Here is a 21,905-nt window from a genome sequence, read left to right as displayed (position 1 = left end):
CACTTTCAATGAGATCCATCGCTTGAAAAGGAGGGTGTTGGAGAAAATGGTAGATGAAACGATCCAAAAAATAAAAATTGCCGAACAAAAGGGAGAAGTGGATGAAGTATCAGAGTTTCAAATGGTTCTGATGACCCTCAATGAATCCCTTCGTCAAATCAATAAACAATTGGGAACAGTAAAGTCGAGATAAACCAAACTAAATATAAGCTTTCTCGGTTTTAGACAATAAACGATGTATTTTTGCACCGTAAATTGACCATTCAAGAAAAAATTATGGCTGAAGAAATTAAATTAGATTCCATCGAAGAGGCAATAGAGGCAATAAGAGAAGGTGAAGTGGTCATTGTTGTCGATGATGAGGATCGTGAGAATGAGGGGGATTTTGTTTGTGCAGCAGAAAAAATCACCCCTGAAATTGTCAATTTTATGGCCACCCATGGAAGGGGGCTTATCTGTGCACCTATTGTAGAGGACCGTTGTGAGGAGCTGGGTTTGGAGCTGATGGTGGGTCGGAATACCGCTACCTATGAAACGCCTTTTACCGTTTCGGTAGATTTGATTGGTCATGGGTGTACAACAGGTATTTCTGCCAGTGACCGGGCCAAAACCATCAAGGCACTGATTGATGACGATATTCATCCCGATGAACTGGGAAAACCCGGACATATATTTCCGCTGAAGGCCAAAAGAGGCGGAGTACTGAGAAGAACCGGCCACACTGAGGCAGCAATTGACCTGGCCAGGTTGGCCGGATTGTATCCAGCAGGGGTTTTGGTGGAGATCATGAATGAGGATGGCTCCATGGCACGTTTACCGGATTTGGTGGAAGTGGCCAAGCGCTTTAACCTCAAACTGGTAAGTATAAAAGACCTGATCGCCTATAGGCTTAAAAATGAATCTCTGATCAAGAGAGAAATAGGAGTGGACCTGCCTACCGAGTGGGGGGATTTTGATTTGATTGCCTTTAGGCAAACCAATACCGAGGAGATCCATATGGCTTTGGTAAAAGGTGAATGGAAAGAAAGTGAGCCTGTTTTGGTAAGGGTGCATTCCTCTTGTGTGACTGGGGACATTTTTGGCTCATGCCGATGTGATTGCGGCCCTCAGCTGCACAGTGCCATGGAAATGGTCAACAAGGCAGGAAAAGGAGTGGTGCTTTATATGAACCAAGAAGGGCGCGGAATAGGCCTTATTAATAAGCTGAAAGCCTATAAGCTGCAGGAAGAAGGTATGGATACCGTTCAGGCAAATGTGGCCCTGGGCTTTCCAACTGATAAGAGGGATTATGGTGTGGGGGCCCAGATCCTAAGGGATTTAGGGGTTTCGAAGATCAAGCTGATCACCAACAACCCTACAAAAAGAGCTGGACTGTTGGGCTATGGTCTCGAAATCGTGGACACGGTTTCTCTGGAGATAAGCCCCAACGCCCACAATGAAAAATACCTCACCACCAAGCGAGACAAAATGGGGCATCAGATTCTCAAAAAGCAGATTGATAAGCTGAAATAAATAAAAGGGCCTTGGGAAATCAAGGCCCTTTTTGTTCAAATTGAGACAAAATAACTAACTATTCCGTCTATAATTTCGTTAGTTAAATGTGTGATCAAAGCCCAAATTGTCATGAAAAGAGTTTCTTTTGTTATCGTTTTTGTTTTTGCTTTCCTTCAATTTGCTGTAGCCCAGGATTTTCCATCCCAGATATGGCATGATGGTACTGTTTACCACACTGATGGAGAAGCCTTAAGAGGAAAAGTGAAGTACAATTTGGATAATAATGTAGTGCAGCTCCAGAGCGATCAAGTGCACACCTATGGTAGCACTTCTATCAGCCGGTTTGAAATTTTTGATGAATACTATGGTGGCATGAGGACTTTTTACAGTTTACCATATGATGTCAATTCCAATGGTTATAATGTACCGATCTTCTTTGAACTATTGACAGAAGGTGAAGATATTACCTTGCTATGCAGAGAATATATTACTACCGATCCAAGGAGCATGGGCATGTACAGTATGTATATGTCTCCCATGTACGGGCCTCCTATGGGGAATTCCAATAAACTGGCTTTTGATTTCTACTTTTTGACTGAGGGTGAGATCATAAAATACAGTCAAAAGAAAAAGGAACTGCTTGATTATATGGAGGACAGAGAGGACGAAGTAAAACTCTATATGAGGAAAAACCGTCTCTCCCATGACACCAGAGGAGATTTGCTCAGAATTACGGCCTATTATAATCAATTGAAATGATTCTAAAAAGTTGCGGGTAAAATGGTTTTTGGTGAATTGGTTATTGGGTGAATGAATTATTGATATCCCAGATAAAGATCATGTATTTTATTCATTATTCAAGTCTGGAGATTGTGAGCTTTATTCTCTTTTTTATTCCTGACCAATCAATTACATCATTCAATATTCACCACCATAAACCGGCTTTTAACTTCAGTTTTCTATTGGACCAAAAATGATGGACATTAATCCATCATTTTTGGTTTTGGGAGGACTTATCTTATTTCTTTCCTTAAATTTGGCCTTCAGCCAAGGATAAAAAATAGCAACCTTTATAAATACACAGTTGAATGACAAAACCACTGATTTTAGTATCCAATGATGACGGAATTACCTCAAGGGGCATCAGAGTTCTGGTCAATGTAATGAAAAAATTGGGTGAAGTAGTTGTGGTGGCTCCGGACAGTCCACAATCAGGAATGGGCCATGCAATTACCATCGGCAACACCCTTCGATTGGATGAAGAAGAGATTTTTGAAGATGTCCTAGCGTATAAATCTAGCGGAACTCCTGCAGATTGTGTGAAGCTGGCCAAGCATTATGTGTTCAATGACCGAAAGCCAGACCTGATCGTAAGCGGAATCAACCATGGCAGCAACACTTCCATCAGCGTACTTTATTCCGGAACCATGTCAGCGGCCATAGAAGGAGCCATAGAAGGTTATCCGTCGATTGGCTTTAGCCTTTGTGATTACAGTTCCAAAGCGGATTTTTCCCATGTCGAAGAATATGTCTATAAAATTGCCAAGCAAGTGCTGGAACATGGGATGCCCAAGGGAGTGGCGCTCAATGTCAATTTTCCCCCTAAAAGAAACGAGCCATTGAAAGGCATCAAGCTTTGTCGACAGGCCCGGGCCAAGTGGCAGGAGCAGTTTGATGAAAGGTATGATCCCAATGGCCGTAAGTATTTCTGGATGGCAGGAAACTTTGTCAATTTTGATAAGGGAGAGGATAATGATGAATGGGCCATTGCCAATAATTATGCCTCTGTGGTGCCTTGTCAGTTTGATATGACAGCACACCATGCCATTACGCAAATGAACGAAGAGTGGGATTTGGATATTAAGTAATTTGTGTATCCGCAATGTTGCACGCAACCAAATTTTATAAGGGTTTTATAGTTTTTCTGTTCTTTTCCATTGATGAAAAGAACCATCCCGAAAGCTTTCGGGACTAGGCCATGGAGCCTCCCGTACAGTAGTCGGGACAGGTTCTTCAAATTGAGTGAATTGGTTTTCGATTACAACCAGTTTATCTCAATTTGATTTTGTGCCATTTGCTGTAGGCTAAAAATGAGTGGATCTCGCTCGTCCACTTCGCGAGTTAACTCATTTTTTTAACGCCTCCATCAACTGTCCCAAAACCGAATGCTCCAAAGGCCTGTAGAAGGATTTCAGTTTAGTACTTTGTTTCATTTGTACTACGTGCAAAATCCCGGATAGTCTGATTAAGTAATAGTGATTGAGAGTAGGAAGTTCATGGATTTTCTTTTTGTTGTACCATTAATGGGTCGGGATTTCAAATCCCGACCAGCGTTGTTATAAGATCGGGATTGAATAGTCCCCTTTAGGGGATTTAGGGGTAAATATAGAGAGGGAGAGAAAAACTGGTAAAAGCCAATAAAAAAGAGGCCGTATCCTAATAGCATTTCACCAAAATTTAGCCAAATAATATTATACCTCTAATGAGCAGGTAGCCGTGAATCGCGATTTGATAATTTGTGGTTCGATCCATTTACTCCGGAAGCAAAGATCAAATTTTGATTATCCAATCACTATTATTCTAAGCTCTAAATAAAATTTGCACATCGAATCGTGAAAATTACTTTTGATACAGTCTCTTTTTTAAATATTAATGTCCCTTATAATTTCACCTGTAAAGTGAGGAAGAAGGAGCGACCTTCAGCGGGTATGATACCTGGTCCTGGGTACCCTGTGGCTCTTCTTGTAAAGTAGGCATTATTGGTAAGGTTGTTGACAGAACCTTCCAGTTTGAATTTTTTGTACACATAGCTCATGGAAAGGTCCATTACCTGATAGGAAGGGATGAGGCCTTCCACGGCGGAGGCGGTGAGTTTAGCATTTGAAGCATCTGTGTAATGTTGATGCACATAAGCGTATTGATAGGTCATTTTGAACTTATCCAAAAGCAAGCTAAAGCCTGGACGGATACTAAAGGGAGGGACCAGCTCTACATGGTTTCCTTCTACTGCTGACTCTCCTGATTTCAAATACCTCGCATGGATGAAAGAGAAGTTTGAAAAGATATTCAAATGGTAGCGTTCACTAAGTCCGGTCAATTGCAAGGCATCCATTTCTGCATATGCTTCCACACCGGTACTGTAGGCATCGGCTACATTGGTCCTATAGCGGTAAATTCGGAAATTCTCAGGGTCGGTTTTTAAAATAGCACCTATCCGGTCATTGTACCTCAAATAAAAGAAGCTGATATCGTAGTTGAAAAGGCCAGGTTTATTTCCTCGGATCCCCAAGTCAAAATTATAGCCGCTTTCATCACTGATATTTTCATCCACAACGAGGTTGGGGTTATTTACTCTAATGTCATTAAAGTTGATCGAGCGGTAGTTTTGAGAAAAGTTGGCGTAAATTTCATGTACATTAAAAGGCTTATAGCTCAAGCCTAATCCAGCAAAGACAAACGAACGGCTGTTTAATTTTGACTCGGAAACCTTGTAGGTAGAGTCCACCGCGAAACCGGTATTCGGATCAAGAACCTTAGTGGTTCGGGAATAATAGCCCTCTGCTTGTGTCTGGATATGCTCAAATCTTACCCCCGGGGTCACACTGAACTTATTGGAGAGATTAAATACATTTTCCGCAAATACCGACACGTTTTTTCCTGGAAAATCGTAATCGGAATCTTCCAGGTCATTAGGGTTTAAAAACCTGAAATCAGCATCACTTCCATCACTGCCCAGCCCTTGTTTTCTGTCAGTAAATCCACTGTAAAACCGTGCACCTATTAAGGCCACATGCTCCTGTTTTTTTAGCTTATAATTATAAATCAGCCTCGCTTCAGAGCCAAAGTTTTTGAAATCATCTACGAAGAGATTTCGCTCCTCCATATCATCCACTCGGTCTATTCTGCCAAGGTTTCCCAAGGCATCCCTGCCACCAAGTAAGGCAAAATTTCTGATGTTCAGACGAAGTTTGTTGGTGAACTTATAGTCGATATGGTTGCCCAAAAGATTCCAGTTTACCTGGAACCAGTTCCTGTTTCTGATGGATTGACGGGGATCCTGTTCAAACATGGCATCTGTCAAGCCACCTGCCTGCTGGGCAAGGTAGTCCATAAAGGTATATTGGAAGGTGATTTTGAACCGTTCATTAGGACTGTAAATAAGGGAGGTATAGGCCATCTTTGCGTCAAATTGACTGTTTTCTCTCCAGCCATCGCCTCTTTTGTATTGGAAAAAAGTATAGTAATTCCATTTGCCTACCGTTCCGCCCACACTGGAGAAGGTGTTGTAGAAACCATAAGACCCCACCGTATTTCTAAGGGTAACTTCTGCTTTTTTGTCTTCGGGACCTTCTTTAAGTTTAAAATTCAGCAGACCGCCGAACTGTGTACCGTATTGCAGGGAAGCAGCTCCCCTGACCACTTCCACTCTTTCCACTGCTTCCAGGGCAGGGGTATAATAACTTTCCGGATAGCCCAGTGCATCTGCGCTGATGTCATAGCCATTTTGCCTTACATTGAAGTGGGCCGTACGGTTAGGATCAAGTCCTCTGGCTCCGATTCCGAGCTGAAGCCCTGCACCGTCGTTTTCGTAGATGTTCAGCCCTGGTACTTTACCATATACCTGGCGGCTGTTATTGGTGGCAAGGTTAGCGGTCAGGTCATCCAGCTCAATGACTTCGTTCTTTTTGGCTTCATAAATATTGCTGCCTTCCACGGTCCTCAATCGCCTGACACCGTAACTATTTACCTTGGCATCTGTTACGGTGATATGCTCAAGGTCCTGGCTTACCTCTTCCATGGTAAAGTCCAACTTTAACTCCTTTTGCTGGTCAGAAACCTGGATGTTCTGGGAAATGGTCTTCTTCCCCATGGAGAATAATACAATCGTATAATTGCCCTCAGGAATAGCCTTTAAGCTATAATTACCATCTAAATCGGTAAGGGTTTGGAAGGGACTGTCCTTTAAATAAACATTTACGCCTATCAATGCCTCCCTTTGGCTATTTACCTTGCCTTTGATTTCCACTTGGGCCTGAACCTTCCAAGCAATGACTAAGCTGATCAATAACAGTAAATATTTTTTCATTTATTCTGATATGGTATTATCCATGATTTATGTCTGACACCGTCTTTTTCTTTTGTAAGGTCTATTTCGGGATTCAGAAATAGCTTACTGCCTCGTCCGTTGAGGGACACATAAACTTCAGCTCTAATTTCAGGGTCTTTTATTCCTTGCTTATCCAGTTCATCTTCCAGATAGTGGACAAACTGTAATATCATGTCCGGCTGTGTTGCCATTTGTTTTTCCTGCATGGGGGTGAGATGGTCCTTTGCATAAGCTTCCCAGGAATTACCACTTACAGGATCTTTGATATGAAAAATGGCATAGCCGGCCTTTTCCATCAACATCACACGCCAAGAAAAGCGATATCCCTGCTCTGTCCAGAACAAATTGCCCGGATAAAGCAAGAAGCGCCAAGGCAGTAGAATTTGAATAAACAGGAAAGCAGCAAAGAACATCCAAATCCCTTTTTGTTTTGGGTGTGCATAGCTTATCTGATTTTCTCTGGTGACTGAAGCTTTCCCGAAGACCCTTTTCATCCAATCCACTACCTTTTTATGTTGTTCTTCCGAGAAGAATATGGTGGTGGATAAGATCATGATAAAGGGAAACATCCCAATTGGAAATAGCAGCCAGGTGCTGATGTGAAAGATCACTACGGTAGCAAATGCATAAGGCCTGGTCCTTTTCTGGAAAAGTAAAAAGGGAATGCTCAAATCATAAATAGCACCAAACCAGCTGAACAAATAGGCCAGCCATAAATCATCCATGAAAGGTCCCACGATGGGTAAACCCGTATGGGGTGGAAGCCAAATTTTTAAGGGAAGGGCTTCGAACAGCCAATCCGGGTGCAGTTTGGCGATTCCGGCATAAAAATAAACCAAACTTAGCAATAACTGAATAATAAGGACAAAGCCGTAGGGGATGCGATCGGCCGTAATTTTAGGATGGAGAAGACTGTCAACGGAAAACTGCCTATTTGCGGGCAAAAACACCAGCACCAATGCCATGATGCTGACAAAGTAATAATGGTTCAGGTAATTGGTTTTGTCAATCAGCTCCACATAAGTGAAGGATAAAAAGAAGAGGATGCTGGATAGTCGGTAAAATGCTCCCAACATGATACCTATGGAAGAAAGTACCATCAAGGCAAAAAGAAAATACATGCCGATTGGACCAGGGGCCTGTATCCATTCAAATCCATAATAGGAAAAATGGTACTTTGGAGCCAGGTACTGTGAATCCACCCAACCATTGAAAATAAAGCGTAAAACGCTGAAAAGCATTATAAAGCCAAAAAGCACCCTAAATGTAATCAAGGGTGCAATGGCTATTGGCTTATCAACAATATGTTTAATGGATGATATCAATTAGTCACCGTCATTGTCCTGATAGGAGATCAAAACACCCAAAGCAGATGACATGTCCACTTTGATCAAAATCACCATTTTTTGCAGTTCCATGTGTGCTTCTTCCGCTTTTTCCGGATTGCTTTCCACCGATTCTGAAAAAGGACTGGGGATGTTGGATGTTTTGTTTTCCGCTACTTCCAGTTGGGCCAGGATAGCATCAGCAAGCAGCTGACCATTGTACTGGGCATTGATGCTCTTCAGGTAGTCGTAAAGGCCGTCACCGCTGTTTTGGGCAAAATTGCCCAGATAGAAATTTTTGATTGCTTTGAGGTTTTCACTGGCCAATGAAATGCTGTTCCCGCTGTAAAAGGCTTCTACTTGTCTTGGAATAGCTACTCCTTGGGATCTTTTTCCCAGAGGTATGCCTATTTTAGCATCCCTGGTGACAGATTCGAAATACTGCGAAAGACTGTTGACGATTTGCCCCAATGAAGAACCCACATCCGTTCCGTTTTTGCTGATAAAGGTAGCACGGTAATCTCCCTCGGCAGGTAGCCATCCGTTATAAACCTGATCCGTTTTTAGGAAGATGTCATCGGCTACTGCTTTCAAATAAGCTTTCCTGTTTTCAGCCTTTTCGTCGCTGGTATATTGTGCTACGACTTCCGCTGTGGTTTCACCCGTTCCAAACAACAAGTAGTCTATGGCCGGAAACCCTTTTTTATTTTGTGCGCTTATTTTATCCAAATCGATGGATCCCTGGTCGATGGCATTGTCAATGGAAAAATTATCCGTGGGGAAAGTATTGACATTGGCTCTTAAGGTATGGGTGAAGGCAGGGCCAAAATCAAAAAAAGCCACAGATTGCCATTGGTGATAGGCTTGAACAAAGCGCTCTCTAGCCAATTCAAGGTTTTCCTCGTTTGGAGTTTCCACAAAAATGGCAATGCCTTCTTGCAGGGCATAAGCCGAAGTGTGGAACCAGGTATAACCCGGAAGGATGACATTGTCTGCCAAGTCCTCCAATAGGGGAGTACGGTCAACTTCCTCCGTTTTTTCTTCAGGGTCATTAACGCAAGAAGGTAACAGGCACATTGTGCCTGTTACCAAGATCATTACAAATAGTGATAATGATTTATAGTTCATCTTCTACCGCTTTTAATTCAGGATATGCAGAGGTCAATTTGTCTTTAGCTGCCTGAAGCCCTTGCATGGAAACTGTCCAGAAATCCCCGTCTTCACCAAGGTCAGCGTTAAGGATTTCGTCAATTTCAGTTTGGCTTATTTTTTTGCGGGGGCTATAAGAAACCGCTTTGATGAAGTTATAAGCTTCTGACAAGGTATGGAAAAGGTTCCCCATGTCCCCTGCATTAAGGTTGGTCATGGAGGAATTGATATAATGTATACCCTTTGCAGCAGCTACCAGTTCATGCTGGTCAACAATAATTTCAATTTGTGCATTTTTAGTAGCAGAATTCCCTGCTACGATGGCCGCTCTACCGGTAATATAAGCGCTCATTAGCTTATTATTAACACCCAACAATTCATCCACACTGTTGGTATAGCTTGCCCAGAACCTTTTATGGTCGTCATCCAATACTGGATCACCATTTGGGAAATCAACAGGAACGCCCCAATAGCCGAAAGCTTCGTCCCAATGATGTTCCATGGTGGTATAGTTTTTACCTTCTACCAAGTTGGTATTGTCTACACCTTCACCAATTTTATCTTCTGAAAGGTAAACATTGAAAATCTGATGATAGAAAACTGATCCCATCAAACCCTTTTCAATGAACTGGGTAAATTCCCATCCTTTTTCATTTACATTGATGAAGTTCCCCGTATTACCTCTTTCGATTGAACCGGCGATACCTTCAGCAGCCATGGTGCCATTAGCGGCAACATCAGCGCTTACCTCGGCCGCTTGGTTCAAAAGCTCTTTGTTCAGTTGGACTTCTGCCGGATTGGTCTTGCTTTCCAATTGTTTTGTAGAAGCATTAAGATCCGCATCTTCAAAAGGTGAATTGGCATTGGCGTACATGTCTAAAAGTGTTTGGGAAGACAATTCTGATCCTGCATCACCGGTTTGAAGATAAACCTTCATTTCGGATAGCATGTTTAGTCGATCAGTTTGCCCTTGGTAACTTACCGTAGATGCACCGTTTCTTTCAAATGAATAAGATGTAGGTAGGCTTACTTCGGGAGTTTCTTCGTTGTCTGTGCAGGAAAACAGCAAGGCGGCCAGACTAAAAAATGGTAGAAATCTTAGTTTCATGGTTGGTTACTTTTACTTTTTTATTTAGACTGATTTTAATTACGATGCAAATATAAAAGTCAGATTCCATATGTCAATAATTAATTAGATTAATTTTAAATAAATGCCCAAGCCTGTGATTGTTTATAGATAAATACTATGATAAAATTATGACCATAGAATACTCTATGAAAAGAAAATGGCTGTAGCCAAGCGCTAAAGACCGTGCCTCCAAAAAACGAATGAGCGGTACATGGCATACAGCTTCCCTAAAATAGATTAGAAATGGAAAACCCTAATTACATATTTGTAAGCTACTGTAGCAATAGGGTAGGTGAAATAGGATTATTTGTGTATAATTTTACTTTTAATATTGGTTTATTTAAAGTGAAATCTTTTGAATATCCTTTATTAAAGGTTAGTTTGCATTTAATATTTTCAGAATAACCATTCATTAAAATTTTTACAAGTCATGAAAAAAGTAATCAACACTGTATCTAAGAAAACCGCGAAAGAATGGATGAAGCGATGGAGAAAAAACCAAAAGGATTATAACAAGAAAACACCGGTAAACGGATTTCTTATTCCCATGGTTGATTTAAAAGAAGTAATGGCCGAGACGGGTGCCACTAATGTGCGTACCTATTTGGGGATTGATGACAATGACCAGGAAAAACTTCTCATCGTAGGGGTAAACGAAGCCGGCCACGATATGGTCAATGAAGAAGATGGAGAATATGTATATGATTTTACCCAGCCCTGTCCTCCGGCATGTGGTGATTTTGGAAGTGATCTTTCAATGGACCTTTAGACCATGCTAGTGTAAGTTTGGTATGAAAACGTTCTATGTTTATTCGACTTACATTCATCAATTTTTGTATACAATAGTGCTAGTGTTTGGTTGGGGGATGTTTAGATGGAGCAAACCTCCAATCAAACTCTTCACTGTCGTTTTTACCTTGATTTATGTCGTCCAGCTGTTTTCTTTGGTACTTGGCAAACTCTCCATCAACAACTTGTTACTTTTCCATCTTTTGTTTGCTGTCCAGTTGATTGGGTACAGTTTGTTTTATAACAAGCTATTGAAAGGCATTCAAGCAAAAAAGGGGCTATCAGCACTGTTTATGCTAGTTTTGGTATTGACTTGTTTGGAATATGTAACCAATTGGGCAAAGCTTTCGAGCATTTTTGGAGGGTATGCTTACTTTGCTTTCAACATGATGTGCGTTATTTTATCGGCCTGCTATTTGGTCCAAAGTACGCTTCGTGGGGAAAGAAATGCTTTTTGGTTGATCAATTACGGCATGCTTTTCTATTCGGGAGGCAGTTCGATAATCTTCCTTTTTGGAGAACGCATAAATGAGCTCGACTTTTATGTGATCTTATTGATCAACATTGGCCTACACATCATATTTCAATTCTTTTATACGGCGGAGGTATGGAAAAGCAGGAAGTCCTAAATTATATCCTTTTGGCCATTTTGTTGATATTGGTCCTGACCATTATCATCATTGTTTCCATCGAATACCTGCGTAAGAAGGTCATGAAGGAAAAGATGTTGAATGCGGAATTGAAGCTAAAGCATCAGACGGATCTGCTGCATACCGTAATTCGCTCCCAGGAAGAGGAAAGGATGAGGGTATCTGACGCTTTACATGATGAAGTGGGCAGTAAGCTTACCAGTATCAAGCTGGGTTTGCATCAGCTGGCACATCATCCTGATTCAGGGCTTTTGAATGATATTCTTTTAATGTCCGAAAAGGTCGTAATGAGGACGCGGGAGCTTTCTCATGAATATTCTCCTTTGATTGTAGACAAATTCGGACTAAAAGCGGGCATTGAAGAATTACTGAATGGAATCCATGCCAGTTCTGGATTACAGATAGATTTAAAGGTAGAGAGTGAAGAGAAAAGCCTGGTAAAGGAAACCAGGCTCATTTTGTACCGGATCACACAGGAATTGATAAATAATACCATCAAACATGCAGCAGCGAAAAAGGTAAGCATAAAGATCAACGTAAATGAGCGTATGATCGATTACCGCTTTCAGGATGATGGAAAAGGAGTGGACATCGAAGCGGTAAGCTGTGGGCTTGGTATGCTGAATATTAAAAACAGGGCCGCGATGATGGATGCAGAACTGTGCATGGAAAGCGAGCCAGGAAAGGGTTTTAAAGTAATAATTACCAAATATTTTTGATGAAAAAGCCGATCAAAATAGCCTTGGCGGACGACGAGGCATTATTCCGGGGAGTTTTGGGCAAAATGCTGGGAGCCGCAGGGGAATTCCAGGTGGTTTTTGATGTAGGTAATGGACTTGACCTGTTGTCCCTGTTAGAGAAAGGAGATAAAGAACAGTTTCCGGATATCGTCCTTATGGACCTAAAAATGCCCGAGATGAATGGGGTAGAGGCGACCAGGGTACTTACCAAAAAATATCCCGATCTGAAGGTTATCGCCCTTACATCCCATCAGGGAAAAGCTTTCATACTCAACATGCTCAACTTGGGAGCTGCAGGTTATATCACCAAAAGTAGCAGCCCTGAAGAAATGATCGAGGTGATTCTGGAGGTGGCCAAGAAAGGCTTTTTTTATAGCAATGAAATCCTCCAGATTATCAATGGGGATTTTCACCATCAGCACAAGAAGAACCGCTTGTCTCCATTGGATCCAGGGTTTATTACCACTAGGGAAAAGGAAATTTTACTCTTGATCTGTCAGCAATTCAAGACTCAGGAGATAGCGGATAAACTGTTTTTGAGTGAGCGGACTGTGGAAGGGCACCGTAATAACCTGCTTTCAAAAACAAACTCCAAGAATGTGGTGGGACTGATTGTTTACGGATTACAATATGGCATTATTGACCTAAGCGATTTGACCGATTCCTTAACGGGCATTTAAAAGGAACATGAAAACCTACACTACAACCTTTGGAAGGGATTCAAAAAATGGGCCCTGATTCCATGATTGATCACTTTATCCTTTGAACTCATCTGAGGTGAGCAGTTCCATGAGGTTATTCACTCCCACACTGGCCGTGGCCTCGATGGAGGTCAGGTTGCTGATAAAGCCAAGCTGAGGTATTTTGACATCCACTATGTATTTAGGAATGGCTGTGTCGGTATATTCAATCAAACTGGCCGCAGGATAAACCAGCAAGGAAGTACCCACAACCGCAAATATATCGGCCTCCTGCGCGGCCCTGATTGCAGGTTCCATCATTGGAACCATCTCCCCAAACCAAACGATGAAAGGCCTTAACTGGCTTCCTTTTTCACATTTATCCCCCAATTTGATCTCCCAGTGGTCCATATCATATACCAGGGAGGGGTCCAATGTACTCTGCGATTTAAAAAGTTCACCATGAAGGTGGATGACCTTGCTTGATCCGGCCCTTTCATGCAAATTGTCTACATTCTGGGTGACGACGGTGACGTCGAACCACTTCTCCAGCTTAGCCAAACCCAAATGGGCTCCATTGGGCTTGACCTCCAGGGCCTGCTTCCTTCGCTGGTTGTAGAAATCCAGGACCAATTCCCTGTTTCTTCTCCAGCCTTCCGGAGAGGCCACTTCCATGACATCGTGCCCTTCCCAAAGACCATCGCTGTCCCTGAATGTTTTGATACCGCTCTCAGCCGAGATTCCCGCGCCGGTCAATACGACAAGTTTCTTTTTCATTGTACTATGGCTTACCAGGGGTTAAGTTAATCAGAAGTACTAACATCCCATGCCTTGATCGGCATAAAAAAACCGGGATGCTTTATCCCGGTCTGTTGTTACTTTTTCTTTTTTGCGAACCTTCCTTTTTTCTTTTCCGGCTGGTTTTCAATGATCTCTATGGTTTCTTCATAGCTAAGATCCTCGGCTACTTTGTCCTTTGGTATCTTAAAGTTGTTTTTACCGAATTTGATATAGGGGCCCCATCTTCCGTTAAGGATTTGGATATCCGGGTTCTCATCAAAGGACTTGATATGCTTCTTGGCATCCGCTTCCCGCTTGTCTTTGATAAGTTGGATGGCTTCCTCTTCGGTAATGCTTAATGGATCGTATTCTTTGCCTAAGGAAACAAATTTACCATCGTGCCGGATATAAGGACCAAACCTGCCGATCGCAGCTACAATCTTTTTGTCTTCGAACATGCCCACATCCCTGGGCAATTTGAACAGCTCCAAAGCATCTTCTAAGGAAATGCTTTCTATGAACTGTCCTTTCTTCAAACTGGCAAACTGTTTTTCTTCATCCTCTTGCTCACCGATTTGAACTAAAGGACCAAATTTCCCCAATCTGGCGATAACCGGCTTTCCTGTTTTGGGATCTTTGCCGAGTTCGCGTGAAGAACTTACGTTGGCGCGCTCCACGGTCTCCGCTTCTTCTACGGTATTGTGGAACTTACCATAGAAATTCTCGATCATATTGTCCCACTGCTGGATGCCATGGGCAATATCATCGAATTCCTTTTCCACCTTGGCTGTGAATTTGAAATCAATCACATTGGGGAAATGTTCCACCAAAAAGTCGTTCACGACCATGGCAATGTTGGTCGGGAAAAGCTTGTTCTTATCCGATCCGGCATTCTCGGTTTTTTCCGCCTTGGTGAATGCACCGTCTTTGATGATCATTTCCGTATAATTCCTGGGCTTGCCATCCCTGGATTCTTTGATCACGTAATTTCTCTTTTGTATGGTGGAAATGGTCGGTGCATAAGTAGAAGGACGACCGATTCCCATTTCTTCCAGCTTTTTCACAAGGGAGGCTTCCGTATACCTGGCTGCGGGTCTGGTAAAACTTTGACGGGCTTTCATTTCTGCCAAATCCAGGGCTTGACCAATGGTCAAGGGTGGAAGTAAGCCTTTGTTTTCGTTCTTTTCATCTTCTTCTTCATCATCCGTGCTTTCCAGATAGACTTTCAGAAAACCTTCAAATTTGATCACCTCACCGCTTGCACTCAAGGTAAGGTCGGAGTTACTGATGCCGATAGTGACAAGGGTTTTCTCCAGTTGTGCATCAGCCATTTGGGAAGCAATGGCTCTTTTCCAGATCAGCTCATAAAGCCTTTGTTCATTTCTGTCTCCTGAAGCTTCTTCATCGGCGAAATTGGTAGGACGAATAGCTTCGTGAGCTTCCTGTGCACCTTCGGATTTGCTGGTGTATTTTCTGGCTTTATGGTAATCAGGACCAAAGGCGGTAACTATTTGGTTTTTTGCCCCTTCCACGGCGTCCTGGGACAGGTTGACACTGTCTGTCCTCATATAAGTGATCTTACCTGCTTCGTAAAGCCTTTGGGCCAGCGTCATGGTCTGGGCCACGGAGAAACTCAGTTTTCTACTGGCTTCCTGTTGAAGGGTAGAGGTGGTAAAAGGAGCCGCCGGGGTCTTTTTGGCAGGCTTTTTCTCCAGGTTTTTAATGGAGAATTCAGCCTCCAAACAAGCCTTCAGGAAATCTTCTGCCTCTTCCTGCGTCTCGAATTTCCTAGGCAGTTCTGCGTTCAGTACCTTGCCCTCTACATTGAAAACCGCAGTGACTTTGTAAGAGGATTTAGATTCAAATTTTTCAATTTCTCTTTCCCTTTCTACGATAAACCTCACTGCGACAGATTGGACCCTACCTGCGGAAAGTCCCGCTTTTACTTTTTTCCAGAGTACTGGAGAGAGTTCGAAGCCCACTAAGCGGTCCAGTATTCTCCGGGCCTGCTGGGCATTGACCAGGTCAATATCGATGCTTCTCGGGTTTTCTATCGCCTTAAGGATAGCATTTTTGGTGATTTCCCTGAAGACGATTCTTTTGGTATTGTCTTCGGTCAGTTTAAGCACCTCTTTCAAGTGCCAGGAAATGGCTTCCCCCTCGCGGTCATCGTCACTTGCCAGATAGATGGTCTCTGAATCTTTTACTAATTTTTTTAATTCCTTGATGACATCCTTTTTATCAGAAGTCACCTCGTAAGTAGGTTTGAATTTGTTTTTTATATCAATAGCCTTGTCTCCTTTGGGCAGGTCACGGACATGTCCGTAGCTGGAGGCTACTTTAAAATCCTTTCCCAGATACCCTTCTATGGTTTTGGCTTTCGCCGGAGATTCGACAATGACTAAATTTTTTGGCATAATGGTTTTCTTTACTTTGGAGTGGTATGAGATCTCCCTCAACAAAATCCAAAAATAGACGCGATTATAATTCCTTCCAAATAATAATCCATCTCATATTTGTTTTGGCATGGTTATTTCATTGTAATATTGTAATTATTTTTCAATCATTTCAAGGTAATATGGGAAAATATCTGACATTGCTTAGGCATGGAGAGACCGAAACGGGGCAGGGTCAACTCAAGGATTTTGACAGGAATTTGACTGCCCAGGGCGTATATAAATTGGAACGCTTGGCCAATGTTTTAAGGGACAGGGAAGTAGCTTATGACTTATTGTTGAAAAGTCCTGCGAAGCGTACCGAAGAAACTTCCGAAATCATCCAAGCGGCCGTAAAAATCCAACACAGCAGAGCAGAAGAGGATATTTACTTGGCCACCACCGAAATGCTTATGGAGTTGGTAGCAAAGATCGATGACCGATTCGATCAGGTGATTTTGGTAGGACATAATCCCAGTATCACCGCTTTTCTGGCTTGCATAACGGGAGATTACCAGGTGAGTCTCTCTCCCGGGATGATGGCCGTGATTGAAATTCATGCCGATTCATGGAACATTGCAGCCTCCAGGGGTATGGGCTCCTTATTGGAGATTTTGCAATAATTATCCCTACAAATATCATTTTCGAACTGGTAAATTTGTAGAATTTACCTAAATTAAATAGGGAATTTACCCTTTGTTATTGAACCAATATTTTTGTCCTTTTTAGGACTTAACAGTATAAAATAGAACATATGATTACCAAAAAGCAGCAAGTAATTGATCATTTTAATCCAAATGGTGTAGCCTCACATGGTAGTATTTTTGGCTTGCCATATGATGAAGACACCGCCTCTTTAATCATTATTCCTGTCCCATGGGAAGTAACGGTCAGTTATGCCCACGGAACAGCAAAAGGACCTGCAAGTGTTTTGGCTGCATCAGCACAGGTAGACCTTTATCAGGATGATATTGTGGATGCCTGGACCATGGGCATACATATGCTCCCTATTCCTTCCGATCTGGAAGTGAGCAATACCAATCACCGAATCATTGCAGGGAATTATATTGAATGGCTCGAAACGGGAGAACTACGGGAAGAGAAGGAGAAGTATTTGGCCGTGCCCGATCTGATCAATAAAGCCTGTATGAAAATGAATGAATGGGTATACAAACAGGCTAAGAATTACCTCAACCAAGGTAAAATGGTAGCCTTGCTTGGGGGGGATCACAGTACTCCTCTGGGGTATATCAAGGCCCTTTCTGAAAAATACTCCAGTTTTGGGGTCCTGCAGATCGATGCACATGCCGATTTGAGAGAATCATACGAGGGTTTTGAATATTCACATGCCAGTATTTCCCATAACTTTTTGAAAATACCACAAGTGGAAAAGCTGGTTCAGGTGGGGATCAGGGATTATTGCGAGGATGAGGCCGAGAGGGCAGAGGATGATTCCCGAATTACTACCTTTTATGACAAGGGGATAAAAGAGGCCATGTACGATGGCGCTACATGGAAATCTATCTGTGAGCGCATTATCAGCAAGCTTCCTAGAGAAGTATACATTACCATTGATATCGATGGACTGGATCCCAAGCTTTGCCCTCATACCGGAACTCCAGTACCCGGGGGCTTTGAACTGGACCATATCATGTATTTGATGAAAAAGTTGGTCAAGTCAGGCAAAAAAATCATTGGTTTTGATTTGGTAGAAGTGGCACCGGGAAAAGACGGGAATGAATGGGACGGCAATGTAGGAGCAAGGCTGCTTTACAGAATGTCCAACCTGTTCGGAGTGTCTCAAAACAAGCTTTGGTGGACGGAACATTAGCCTTGGCCACTCTTCAAAAATCAGGGCCGTATTTGTTTCAAGTTTAAAACTGATTTGCCACTAGCTTAGTAGGCTTTATTAATTGTAAAGACATCACCGATGAAATGGAAAGGCCGAAGGCAAAGTGACAATATTGACGATCGACGGGGACGAAGGGGAGGAGTCTCCCCTTTGTCCCCTATGTTGATCGGTCCATTGATCAAACTGCTGTTCTCCAAAGCCGGAATTTTGATTATAGGCGGTTTTCTCCTGATCACTTGGCTTACAGGTACCAATCCACTGCAGCTCCTGCAAGGCTTTGTTGGAGGAAATGTTAACAGCAGCAAGGTGAGCTCGGAATATGTGGGAACGGCCGAGGAGGAAGAATTGGCCGATTTTTGCGCCGTAGTTTTGGCTGATACAGAAGATGTATGGAATAGCCTTTTGGACAATTACCGCGAGCCTACTTTAGTGCTTTTCACTGATGAAGTGCAATCTGCCTGTGGATATTCCTCAGCAGCCGTCGGTCCGTTTTATTGCAGTGCCGATGAGCAATTGTACATTGATTTGAGTTTTTACCGGGACATGAAAACCAAGCTAAATGCACCCGGGGATTTTGCCCAGGCCTATGTCATCGCCCATGAAGTAGGCCACCATGTGCAGCACCTGCTTGGAATAACAAACAAAGTCCACAATTTCCGCGGAAAAATCAGTGAAGCTGAATACAATAAACTCTCGGTCAAACTGGAACTGCAAGCCGATTTCCTTGCGGGAGTTTGGGCGCATCACACCCAACGAGTGAAGAATGTCATGGAAACAGGTGATTTGGAGGAAGCACTTAATGCGGCCAATGCCATAGGAGATGACAGGCTTCAAAAGCGTGCAGGGGGAAGAGTGGTCCCAGATTCTTTTACCCATGGTACTTCAGAACAGCGGATGCGCTGGTTTAAGAAAGGATTTGATACCGGGGATATCTCAGAAGGTGATACGTTTAATGCGGAGGATCTTTGAACTTATTTGAGATCATTATTTCTAGGTTGCAGTTCTGCTAGGTCAAGATCTTCTGGTATCTCATAGGGAAATCGGGAATAAATCACTATCTCCTGCCAATCTCCCTTCCAATCTATATAATTGGTTTTTGCCATTTCTGTGGAATTTGCGATGGAAAATCCCAGCAGGTTAAGGGCGCTAAAGCTTAAAATCAACGGAAGCTTCCCCGAACAGTCCTCACAATTAGCCCCGAAAAGCAATAAATTGGGGATTAGAAACAGTAATCCGGAAAGATGGTTGTTGGGAGAATAGATAAAGATTCTTCCATAATTGATCTCAGCTATTTTTATTCCTATTATCTGCTCATTCAAAATAAATAAGGAATCGTTTCTTACTCCTATTAGTTCTCCAGAATATTTTAACATGGGATCCGTAGTCTGGACCGTGATGTATCCACCAAAAACTTCGGTAGGAAGATCTTTTCGCAGGGGAACCGTACCTTCAGGAGCTAAAACGATGTTCTTCTGACAACTCATTAGTCCAAAGGTCAGCAGTATACCGGTATACAGGATGAAACTATTGATTTTCATTTTGTTGGTACCTTGTTTGCCAGAAAATATCCTCCATATGTGGTTCCCTAATTTTATAATAGGGAGCCATTTTTCTTAAATAGGCTTTGGGCCTTATAAGCATTTTTTTGACCATTCTTAAGTCTTGCTCACCTAGCCATTCCTCCCTGATCCATTCGATATAATAGCCTGTGCTTTCTATAAAATATTGATGGTCTTCACGCCAATTTATAGGAAATAAGATTTCATAATCATCACCGGGATAACTTACCAAGTAGCTGTTTTCATCCAATAGTAAAGTAAGGCTATTATCAGGACTTTCTCCCTTATGGTTTATAGCAATAGGAGCAATTTTTTCGGGTGCTACTTTTTCAGTCACTTCGGTAAGATTTAACCTATTTATTCTCCAAAGTCCCTTGGTCATTCTTAGCCTTACTTTTATAGTAGGAGAGTTGCTGCTGGGCAAATTGATCAAATGGGTGTCTGAAGTTATTGGACCGGCTTCATTGATAGTTTCCAATGTATTCCATTGATTATCATGCCAAATGGCCACTTCAATTCCCCCTAATAAATCATAAATTTTGTACACCCTTTTTCTAAGCCAATCGTCACCATTTTCCAACTTAGCCAAATAATACGCATTGGCGTTTCCCAGAAATGCCAATGACTGATAAAATAAGAAGGTGGTCATTAAGGATTGCCTCTTGGTAAGGACCAAGCCACTTTGTCCGTAAGAATTATCAAACTCAACATACAACTCCTCTTTTTTGGATAAGTCTGTGGCATCGGATAGGCTAAACCATTCTAACATGTCTTTCTCTTTTATTTCTTGACGTATGGATTGCCCGTTATGGACGGCATTTTTTGGTGCTATTGGACTGTTGACTTGGTAGAATTCTCCTTTGGGATTTTGTAATACATCAAGTCCAGGCGTCCTTTTGCATGCGATGAGATGGATATTCCTGATCATATGGGTCTCTAGGGCTTCGTTCATTACTGAAATCCTGGCCTGTTGCCCCAACTTGACGGGTACATCGATCATGTCCCAATCGGTGCCTTCCAAAGAAGGACTGATGCTGGAAGAAAATCCTTCGCCGACTAAAGACAGTTCCCCTTCGTTTTCGACATAAAATGTTGGACAGCTGCCAAAGCACGATTTAGGATCTACCAAACAAACAAGGGCAGTAGCTGTGGTGGCAATTCCCAAAACCACCATGGTCGCTACTCCAGGGCTGTTTCCCTTATCATTGGTTTCTACAATTACAATATCCTCAAATGGAATTTGGAAACTTGAGAATTGGGTTGCTGGATGATTTTTGCGCTTATCTCTTGGCCTCACTTCAATGACCTGACGGTTCTTGTCCAAGTATCTTCCTTCGCCTAAAATATACTTATCGGCTGGTTTTACCTCCCATTTGTGAAGGACATACAATTGGCCATTTTTCAGGTGGACTTTAATGTACTTTCTGTTGGGATTGAGGTCTTTTATATCTTGGACATGAATGATTTCCCTTTGAATTTTCCTTGAAGCACAACTTGTCAGTAGCACACAAAAAACCAGAGAAAAAAGAATGAACATCCTATTTTTTCTGCCTCGTTTCATCACATAAAGGGATAGGGTAAGCTTAACTAAAAAACTTGTTTTATGTTGCTGATATAAAGGTTTTTACGTTTTGTTTTTGGTGATGGTTTTGTTTTAAGAAATAATAAATCGATCAATTGTCCCTTTGAATCGGATTGGAATCTGTTTTGGTAACTTCCTATTCCTTGAAATGGTGAGCATATGAAAAAACAGAAGCTGGAGGGTATAAAAAATCCCTTTGAATGAAACTTTTCAAAGGGATTTTGTGCGCACGAAAGGAGTCGAACCTTCATGCCCGAAGGCACTGCCGCCTGAAGACAGCGCGTCTACCAATTTCGCCACGTGCGCATGATTGATCACGATTGGAGGCACAAAGAAAAGCACAAACTTTGGTTATTGCAATTCATAAAATAGAAAAAATAGATGTAAATTTTAAGGAGGGAAATCAATCGCTGATAATCAATTTTTTAGCTAACAAGTAGTCCATGTGTTTATGATGGGCTGTGTTATCAAAAGCAGGTAAATGGGGCTCATTTCTAATTATCCAAAAAAAAGGTGCTGAGGAAGAGACTGTAATCTAAACTCTGTCTGAGACTTTGAAAATCAATTAAAGTTCATAAGATAGAGATATGAGAGAAGAACAAGAATCAGCATTTAAGAAGAAAGTACTGGACCA

At 42.2% G+C, this 21,905-nt stretch carries 19 protein-coding genes and 1 tRNA gene; 11 read left to right on the top strand and 9 right to left on the bottom strand.

Features of this window, described 5'->3' with window-relative positions:
- The 4 genes from ACYVAA_RS18050 to surE form a co-directional block, all read left to right on the top strand.
- Positions 1-193: hypothetical protein (locus ACYVAA_RS18050; protein ID WP_460544391.1), on the top strand; the 193-nt coding region annotated here is incomplete at its 5' end.
- Between the two features lie 83 nt (positions 194-276).
- Positions 277-1,512, top strand: a complete 1,236-nt coding sequence (locus ACYVAA_RS18045; RefSeq protein WP_460544389.1) for a bifunctional 3,4-dihydroxy-2-butanone-4-phosphate synthase/GTP cyclohydrolase II — start codon at positions 277-279, stop codon at positions 1,510-1,512.
- Positions 1,513-1,623: 111 nt separating this feature from the next.
- The gene (locus ACYVAA_RS18040; protein ID WP_460544387.1) at positions 1,624-2,253 is read left to right on the top strand and encodes a hypothetical protein; all 630 of its coding nucleotides are present in this window, start codon (positions 1,624-1,626) and stop codon (positions 2,251-2,253) included.
- Positions 2,254-2,582: 329 nt separating this feature from the next.
- On the top strand, positions 2,583-3,362 hold the full coding sequence (surE, locus tag ACYVAA_RS18035; protein WP_460544385.1) for a 5'/3'-nucleotidase SurE: 780 nt from the start codon (positions 2,583-2,585) through the stop codon (positions 3,360-3,362).
- A gap of 791 nt (positions 3,363-4,153) precedes the next feature.
- Here the strand turns inward: surE and ACYVAA_RS18030 are convergent.
- Genes ACYVAA_RS18030 through ACYVAA_RS18015 form a run of 4 tightly spaced genes read right to left on the bottom strand, consistent with a single transcriptional unit; the run spans position 4,154 to position 10,183 of the window.
- A complete protein-coding gene (locus tag ACYVAA_RS18030) occupies positions 4,154-6,580 on the bottom strand; it encodes a TonB-dependent receptor domain-containing protein (protein ID WP_460544383.1) in 2,427 nt (808 codons plus the stop codon).
- The gene (locus ACYVAA_RS18025) at positions 6,577-7,926 is read right to left on the bottom strand and encodes an HTTM domain-containing protein (RefSeq protein WP_460544381.1); all 1,350 of its coding nucleotides are present in this window, start codon (positions 7,924-7,926) and stop codon (positions 6,577-6,579) included. Before ACYVAA_RS18025 ends, ACYVAA_RS18030 begins: the two co-directional genes overlap by 4 nt.
- The gene (locus ACYVAA_RS18020) at positions 7,927-9,054 is read right to left on the bottom strand and encodes an imelysin family protein (protein WP_460544379.1); all 1,128 of its coding nucleotides are present in this window, start codon (positions 9,052-9,054) and stop codon (positions 7,927-7,929) included.
- Positions 9,044-10,183, bottom strand: coding sequence for a DUF4856 domain-containing protein (locus ACYVAA_RS18015; protein WP_460544377.1), 1,140 nt, complete (start codon positions 10,181-10,183; stop codon positions 9,044-9,046). Before ACYVAA_RS18015 ends, ACYVAA_RS18020 begins: the two co-directional genes overlap by 11 nt.
- 451 nt (positions 10,184-10,634) lie before the next feature.
- Between ACYVAA_RS18015 and ACYVAA_RS18010 the strand changes: the two genes are divergently transcribed.
- From ACYVAA_RS18010 to ACYVAA_RS17995, 4 genes are read left to right on the top strand one after another with little or no spacing between them, the layout of a single operon-like run.
- A complete protein-coding gene (locus ACYVAA_RS18010) occupies positions 10,635-10,973 on the top strand; it encodes a hypothetical protein (protein ID WP_460544375.1) in 339 nt (112 codons plus the stop codon).
- A gap of 22 nt (positions 10,974-10,995) precedes the next feature.
- Entirely contained in the window at positions 10,996-11,622 is a 627-nt protein-coding gene (locus tag ACYVAA_RS18005) for a hypothetical protein (RefSeq protein ID WP_460544373.1), read from the top strand.
- Positions 11,601-12,362 (top strand): sensor histidine kinase, encoded by a 762-nt coding sequence (locus ACYVAA_RS18000; protein ID WP_460544371.1) that lies wholly within the window; start codon positions 11,601-11,603, stop codon positions 12,360-12,362. The genes ACYVAA_RS18005 and ACYVAA_RS18000 overlap by 22 nt, the downstream gene beginning before the upstream one ends.
- On the top strand, positions 12,362-13,063 hold the full coding sequence (locus tag ACYVAA_RS17995; RefSeq protein ID WP_460544369.1) for a response regulator transcription factor: 702 nt from the start codon (positions 12,362-12,364) through the stop codon (positions 13,061-13,063). Before ACYVAA_RS18000 ends, ACYVAA_RS17995 begins: the two co-directional genes overlap by 1 nt.
- A gap of 75 nt (positions 13,064-13,138) precedes the next feature.
- Here the strand turns inward: ACYVAA_RS17995 and ACYVAA_RS17990 are convergent, their stop codons facing one another.
- Together ACYVAA_RS17990 and topA are read right to left on the bottom strand one after the other, a co-directional pair.
- Complete coding sequence (locus ACYVAA_RS17990; RefSeq protein WP_460544366.1) at positions 13,139-13,840, bottom strand: SIR2 family NAD-dependent protein deacylase; 702 nt, start codon at positions 13,838-13,840, stop codon at positions 13,139-13,141.
- Positions 13,841-13,938: 98 nt separating this feature from the next.
- The gene (topA, locus tag ACYVAA_RS17985) at positions 13,939-16,260 is read right to left on the bottom strand and encodes a type I DNA topoisomerase (RefSeq protein ID WP_460544364.1); all 2,322 of its coding nucleotides are present in this window, start codon (positions 16,258-16,260) and stop codon (positions 13,939-13,941) included.
- Positions 16,261-16,421: 161 nt separating this feature from the next.
- Between topA and ACYVAA_RS17980 the strand changes: the two genes are divergently transcribed.
- From ACYVAA_RS17980 to ypfJ, 3 genes are all read left to right on the top strand, one after another.
- On the top strand, positions 16,422-16,901 hold the full coding sequence (locus ACYVAA_RS17980) for a SixA phosphatase family protein (protein WP_460544362.1): 480 nt from the start codon (positions 16,422-16,424) through the stop codon (positions 16,899-16,901).
- A 131-nt stretch (positions 16,902-17,032) separates the two neighbouring features.
- Positions 17,033-18,109 carry an agmatinase family protein gene (locus ACYVAA_RS17975; protein WP_460544360.1) on the top strand — a complete coding sequence of 359 codons (1,077 nt, stop codon included), beginning with the start codon at positions 17,033-17,035 and terminating at the stop codon, positions 18,107-18,109.
- Positions 18,110-18,208: 99 nt separating this feature from the next.
- The gene (gene ypfJ, locus ACYVAA_RS17970) at positions 18,209-19,099 is read left to right on the top strand and encodes a KPN_02809 family neutral zinc metallopeptidase (RefSeq protein ID WP_460544358.1); all 891 of its coding nucleotides are present in this window, start codon (positions 18,209-18,211) and stop codon (positions 19,097-19,099) included.
- Positions 19,100-19,101: 2 nt separating this feature from the next.
- Here ypfJ and ACYVAA_RS17965 read toward each other — a convergent pair whose 3' ends face one another.
- From ACYVAA_RS17965 to ACYVAA_RS17955, 3 genes are all read right to left on the bottom strand, one after another.
- Positions 19,102-19,668 (bottom strand): hypothetical protein, encoded by a 567-nt coding sequence (locus ACYVAA_RS17965; protein WP_460544356.1) that lies wholly within the window; start codon positions 19,666-19,668, stop codon positions 19,102-19,104.
- The gene (locus ACYVAA_RS17960; protein ID WP_460544354.1) at positions 19,655-21,250 is read right to left on the bottom strand and encodes a hypothetical protein; all 1,596 of its coding nucleotides are present in this window, start codon (positions 21,248-21,250) and stop codon (positions 19,655-19,657) included. The genes ACYVAA_RS17965 and ACYVAA_RS17960 overlap by 14 nt, the downstream gene beginning before the upstream one ends.
- Positions 21,251-21,495: 245 nt before the next feature.
- Positions 21,496-21,577, bottom strand: a tRNA-Leu gene (locus tag ACYVAA_RS17955).
- Positions 21,578-21,905 lie beyond the last annotated feature (328 nt).

The organism is Echinicola sediminis (assembly GCF_054777495.1).
This window is presented reverse-complemented; position numbering and strand designations above follow the sequence as displayed.

Excerpts from the sequence above, each read along its gene's own strand:
- ACYVAA_RS18030 (WP_460544383.1), bottom strand. The coding sequence starts at position 6,580 with ATGAAAAAATATTTACTGTTATTGATCAGCTTAGTCATTGCTTGGAAG.
- ACYVAA_RS18005 (WP_460544373.1), top strand. The coding sequence starts at position 10,996 with ATGAAAACGTTCTATGTTTATTCGACTTACATTCATCAATTTTTGTAT.
- ACYVAA_RS18010 (WP_460544375.1), top strand. The coding sequence starts at position 10,635 with ATGAAAAAAGTAATCAACACTGTATCTAAGAAAACCGCGAAAGAATGG.
- topA (WP_460544364.1), bottom strand. The coding sequence starts at position 16,260 with ATGCCAAAAAATTTAGTCATTGTCGAATCTCCGGCGAAAGCCAAAACC.
- ACYVAA_RS17965 (WP_460544356.1), bottom strand. The coding sequence starts at position 19,668 with ATGAAAATCAATAGTTTCATCCTGTATACCGGTATACTGCTGACCTTT.
- ACYVAA_RS17975 (WP_460544360.1), top strand. The coding sequence starts at position 17,033 with ATGATTACCAAAAAGCAGCAAGTAATTGATCATTTTAATCCAAATGGT.
- ACYVAA_RS17980 (WP_460544362.1), top strand. The coding sequence starts at position 16,422 with ATGGGAAAATATCTGACATTGCTTAGGCATGGAGAGACCGAAACGGGG.
- ACYVAA_RS17995 (WP_460544369.1), top strand. The coding sequence starts at position 12,362 with ATGAAAAAGCCGATCAAAATAGCCTTGGCGGACGACGAGGCATTATTC.
- ACYVAA_RS18000 (WP_460544371.1), top strand. The coding sequence starts at position 11,601 with ATGGAAAAGCAGGAAGTCCTAAATTATATCCTTTTGGCCATTTTGTTG.
- ACYVAA_RS17990 (WP_460544366.1), bottom strand. The coding sequence starts at position 13,840 with ATGAAAAAGAAACTTGTCGTATTGACCGGCGCGGGAATCTCGGCTGAG.
- ypfJ (WP_460544358.1), top strand. The coding sequence starts at position 18,209 with ATGAAATGGAAAGGCCGAAGGCAAAGTGACAATATTGACGATCGACGG.
- surE (WP_460544385.1), top strand. The coding sequence starts at position 2,583 with ATGACAAAACCACTGATTTTAGTATCCAATGATGACGGAATTACCTCA.
- ACYVAA_RS18020 (WP_460544379.1), bottom strand. The coding sequence starts at position 9,054 with ATGAACTATAAATCATTATCACTATTTGTAATGATCTTGGTAACAGGC.
- ACYVAA_RS17960 (WP_460544354.1), bottom strand. The coding sequence starts at position 21,250 with ATGAAACGAGGCAGAAAAAATAGGATGTTCATTCTTTTTTCTCTGGTT.
- ACYVAA_RS18015 (WP_460544377.1), bottom strand. The coding sequence starts at position 10,183 with ATGAAACTAAGATTTCTACCATTTTTTAGTCTGGCCGCCTTGCTGTTT.
- ACYVAA_RS18040 (WP_460544387.1), top strand. The coding sequence starts at position 1,624 with ATGAAAAGAGTTTCTTTTGTTATCGTTTTTGTTTTTGCTTTCCTTCAA.
- ACYVAA_RS18045 (WP_460544389.1), top strand. The coding sequence starts at position 277 with ATGGCTGAAGAAATTAAATTAGATTCCATCGAAGAGGCAATAGAGGCA.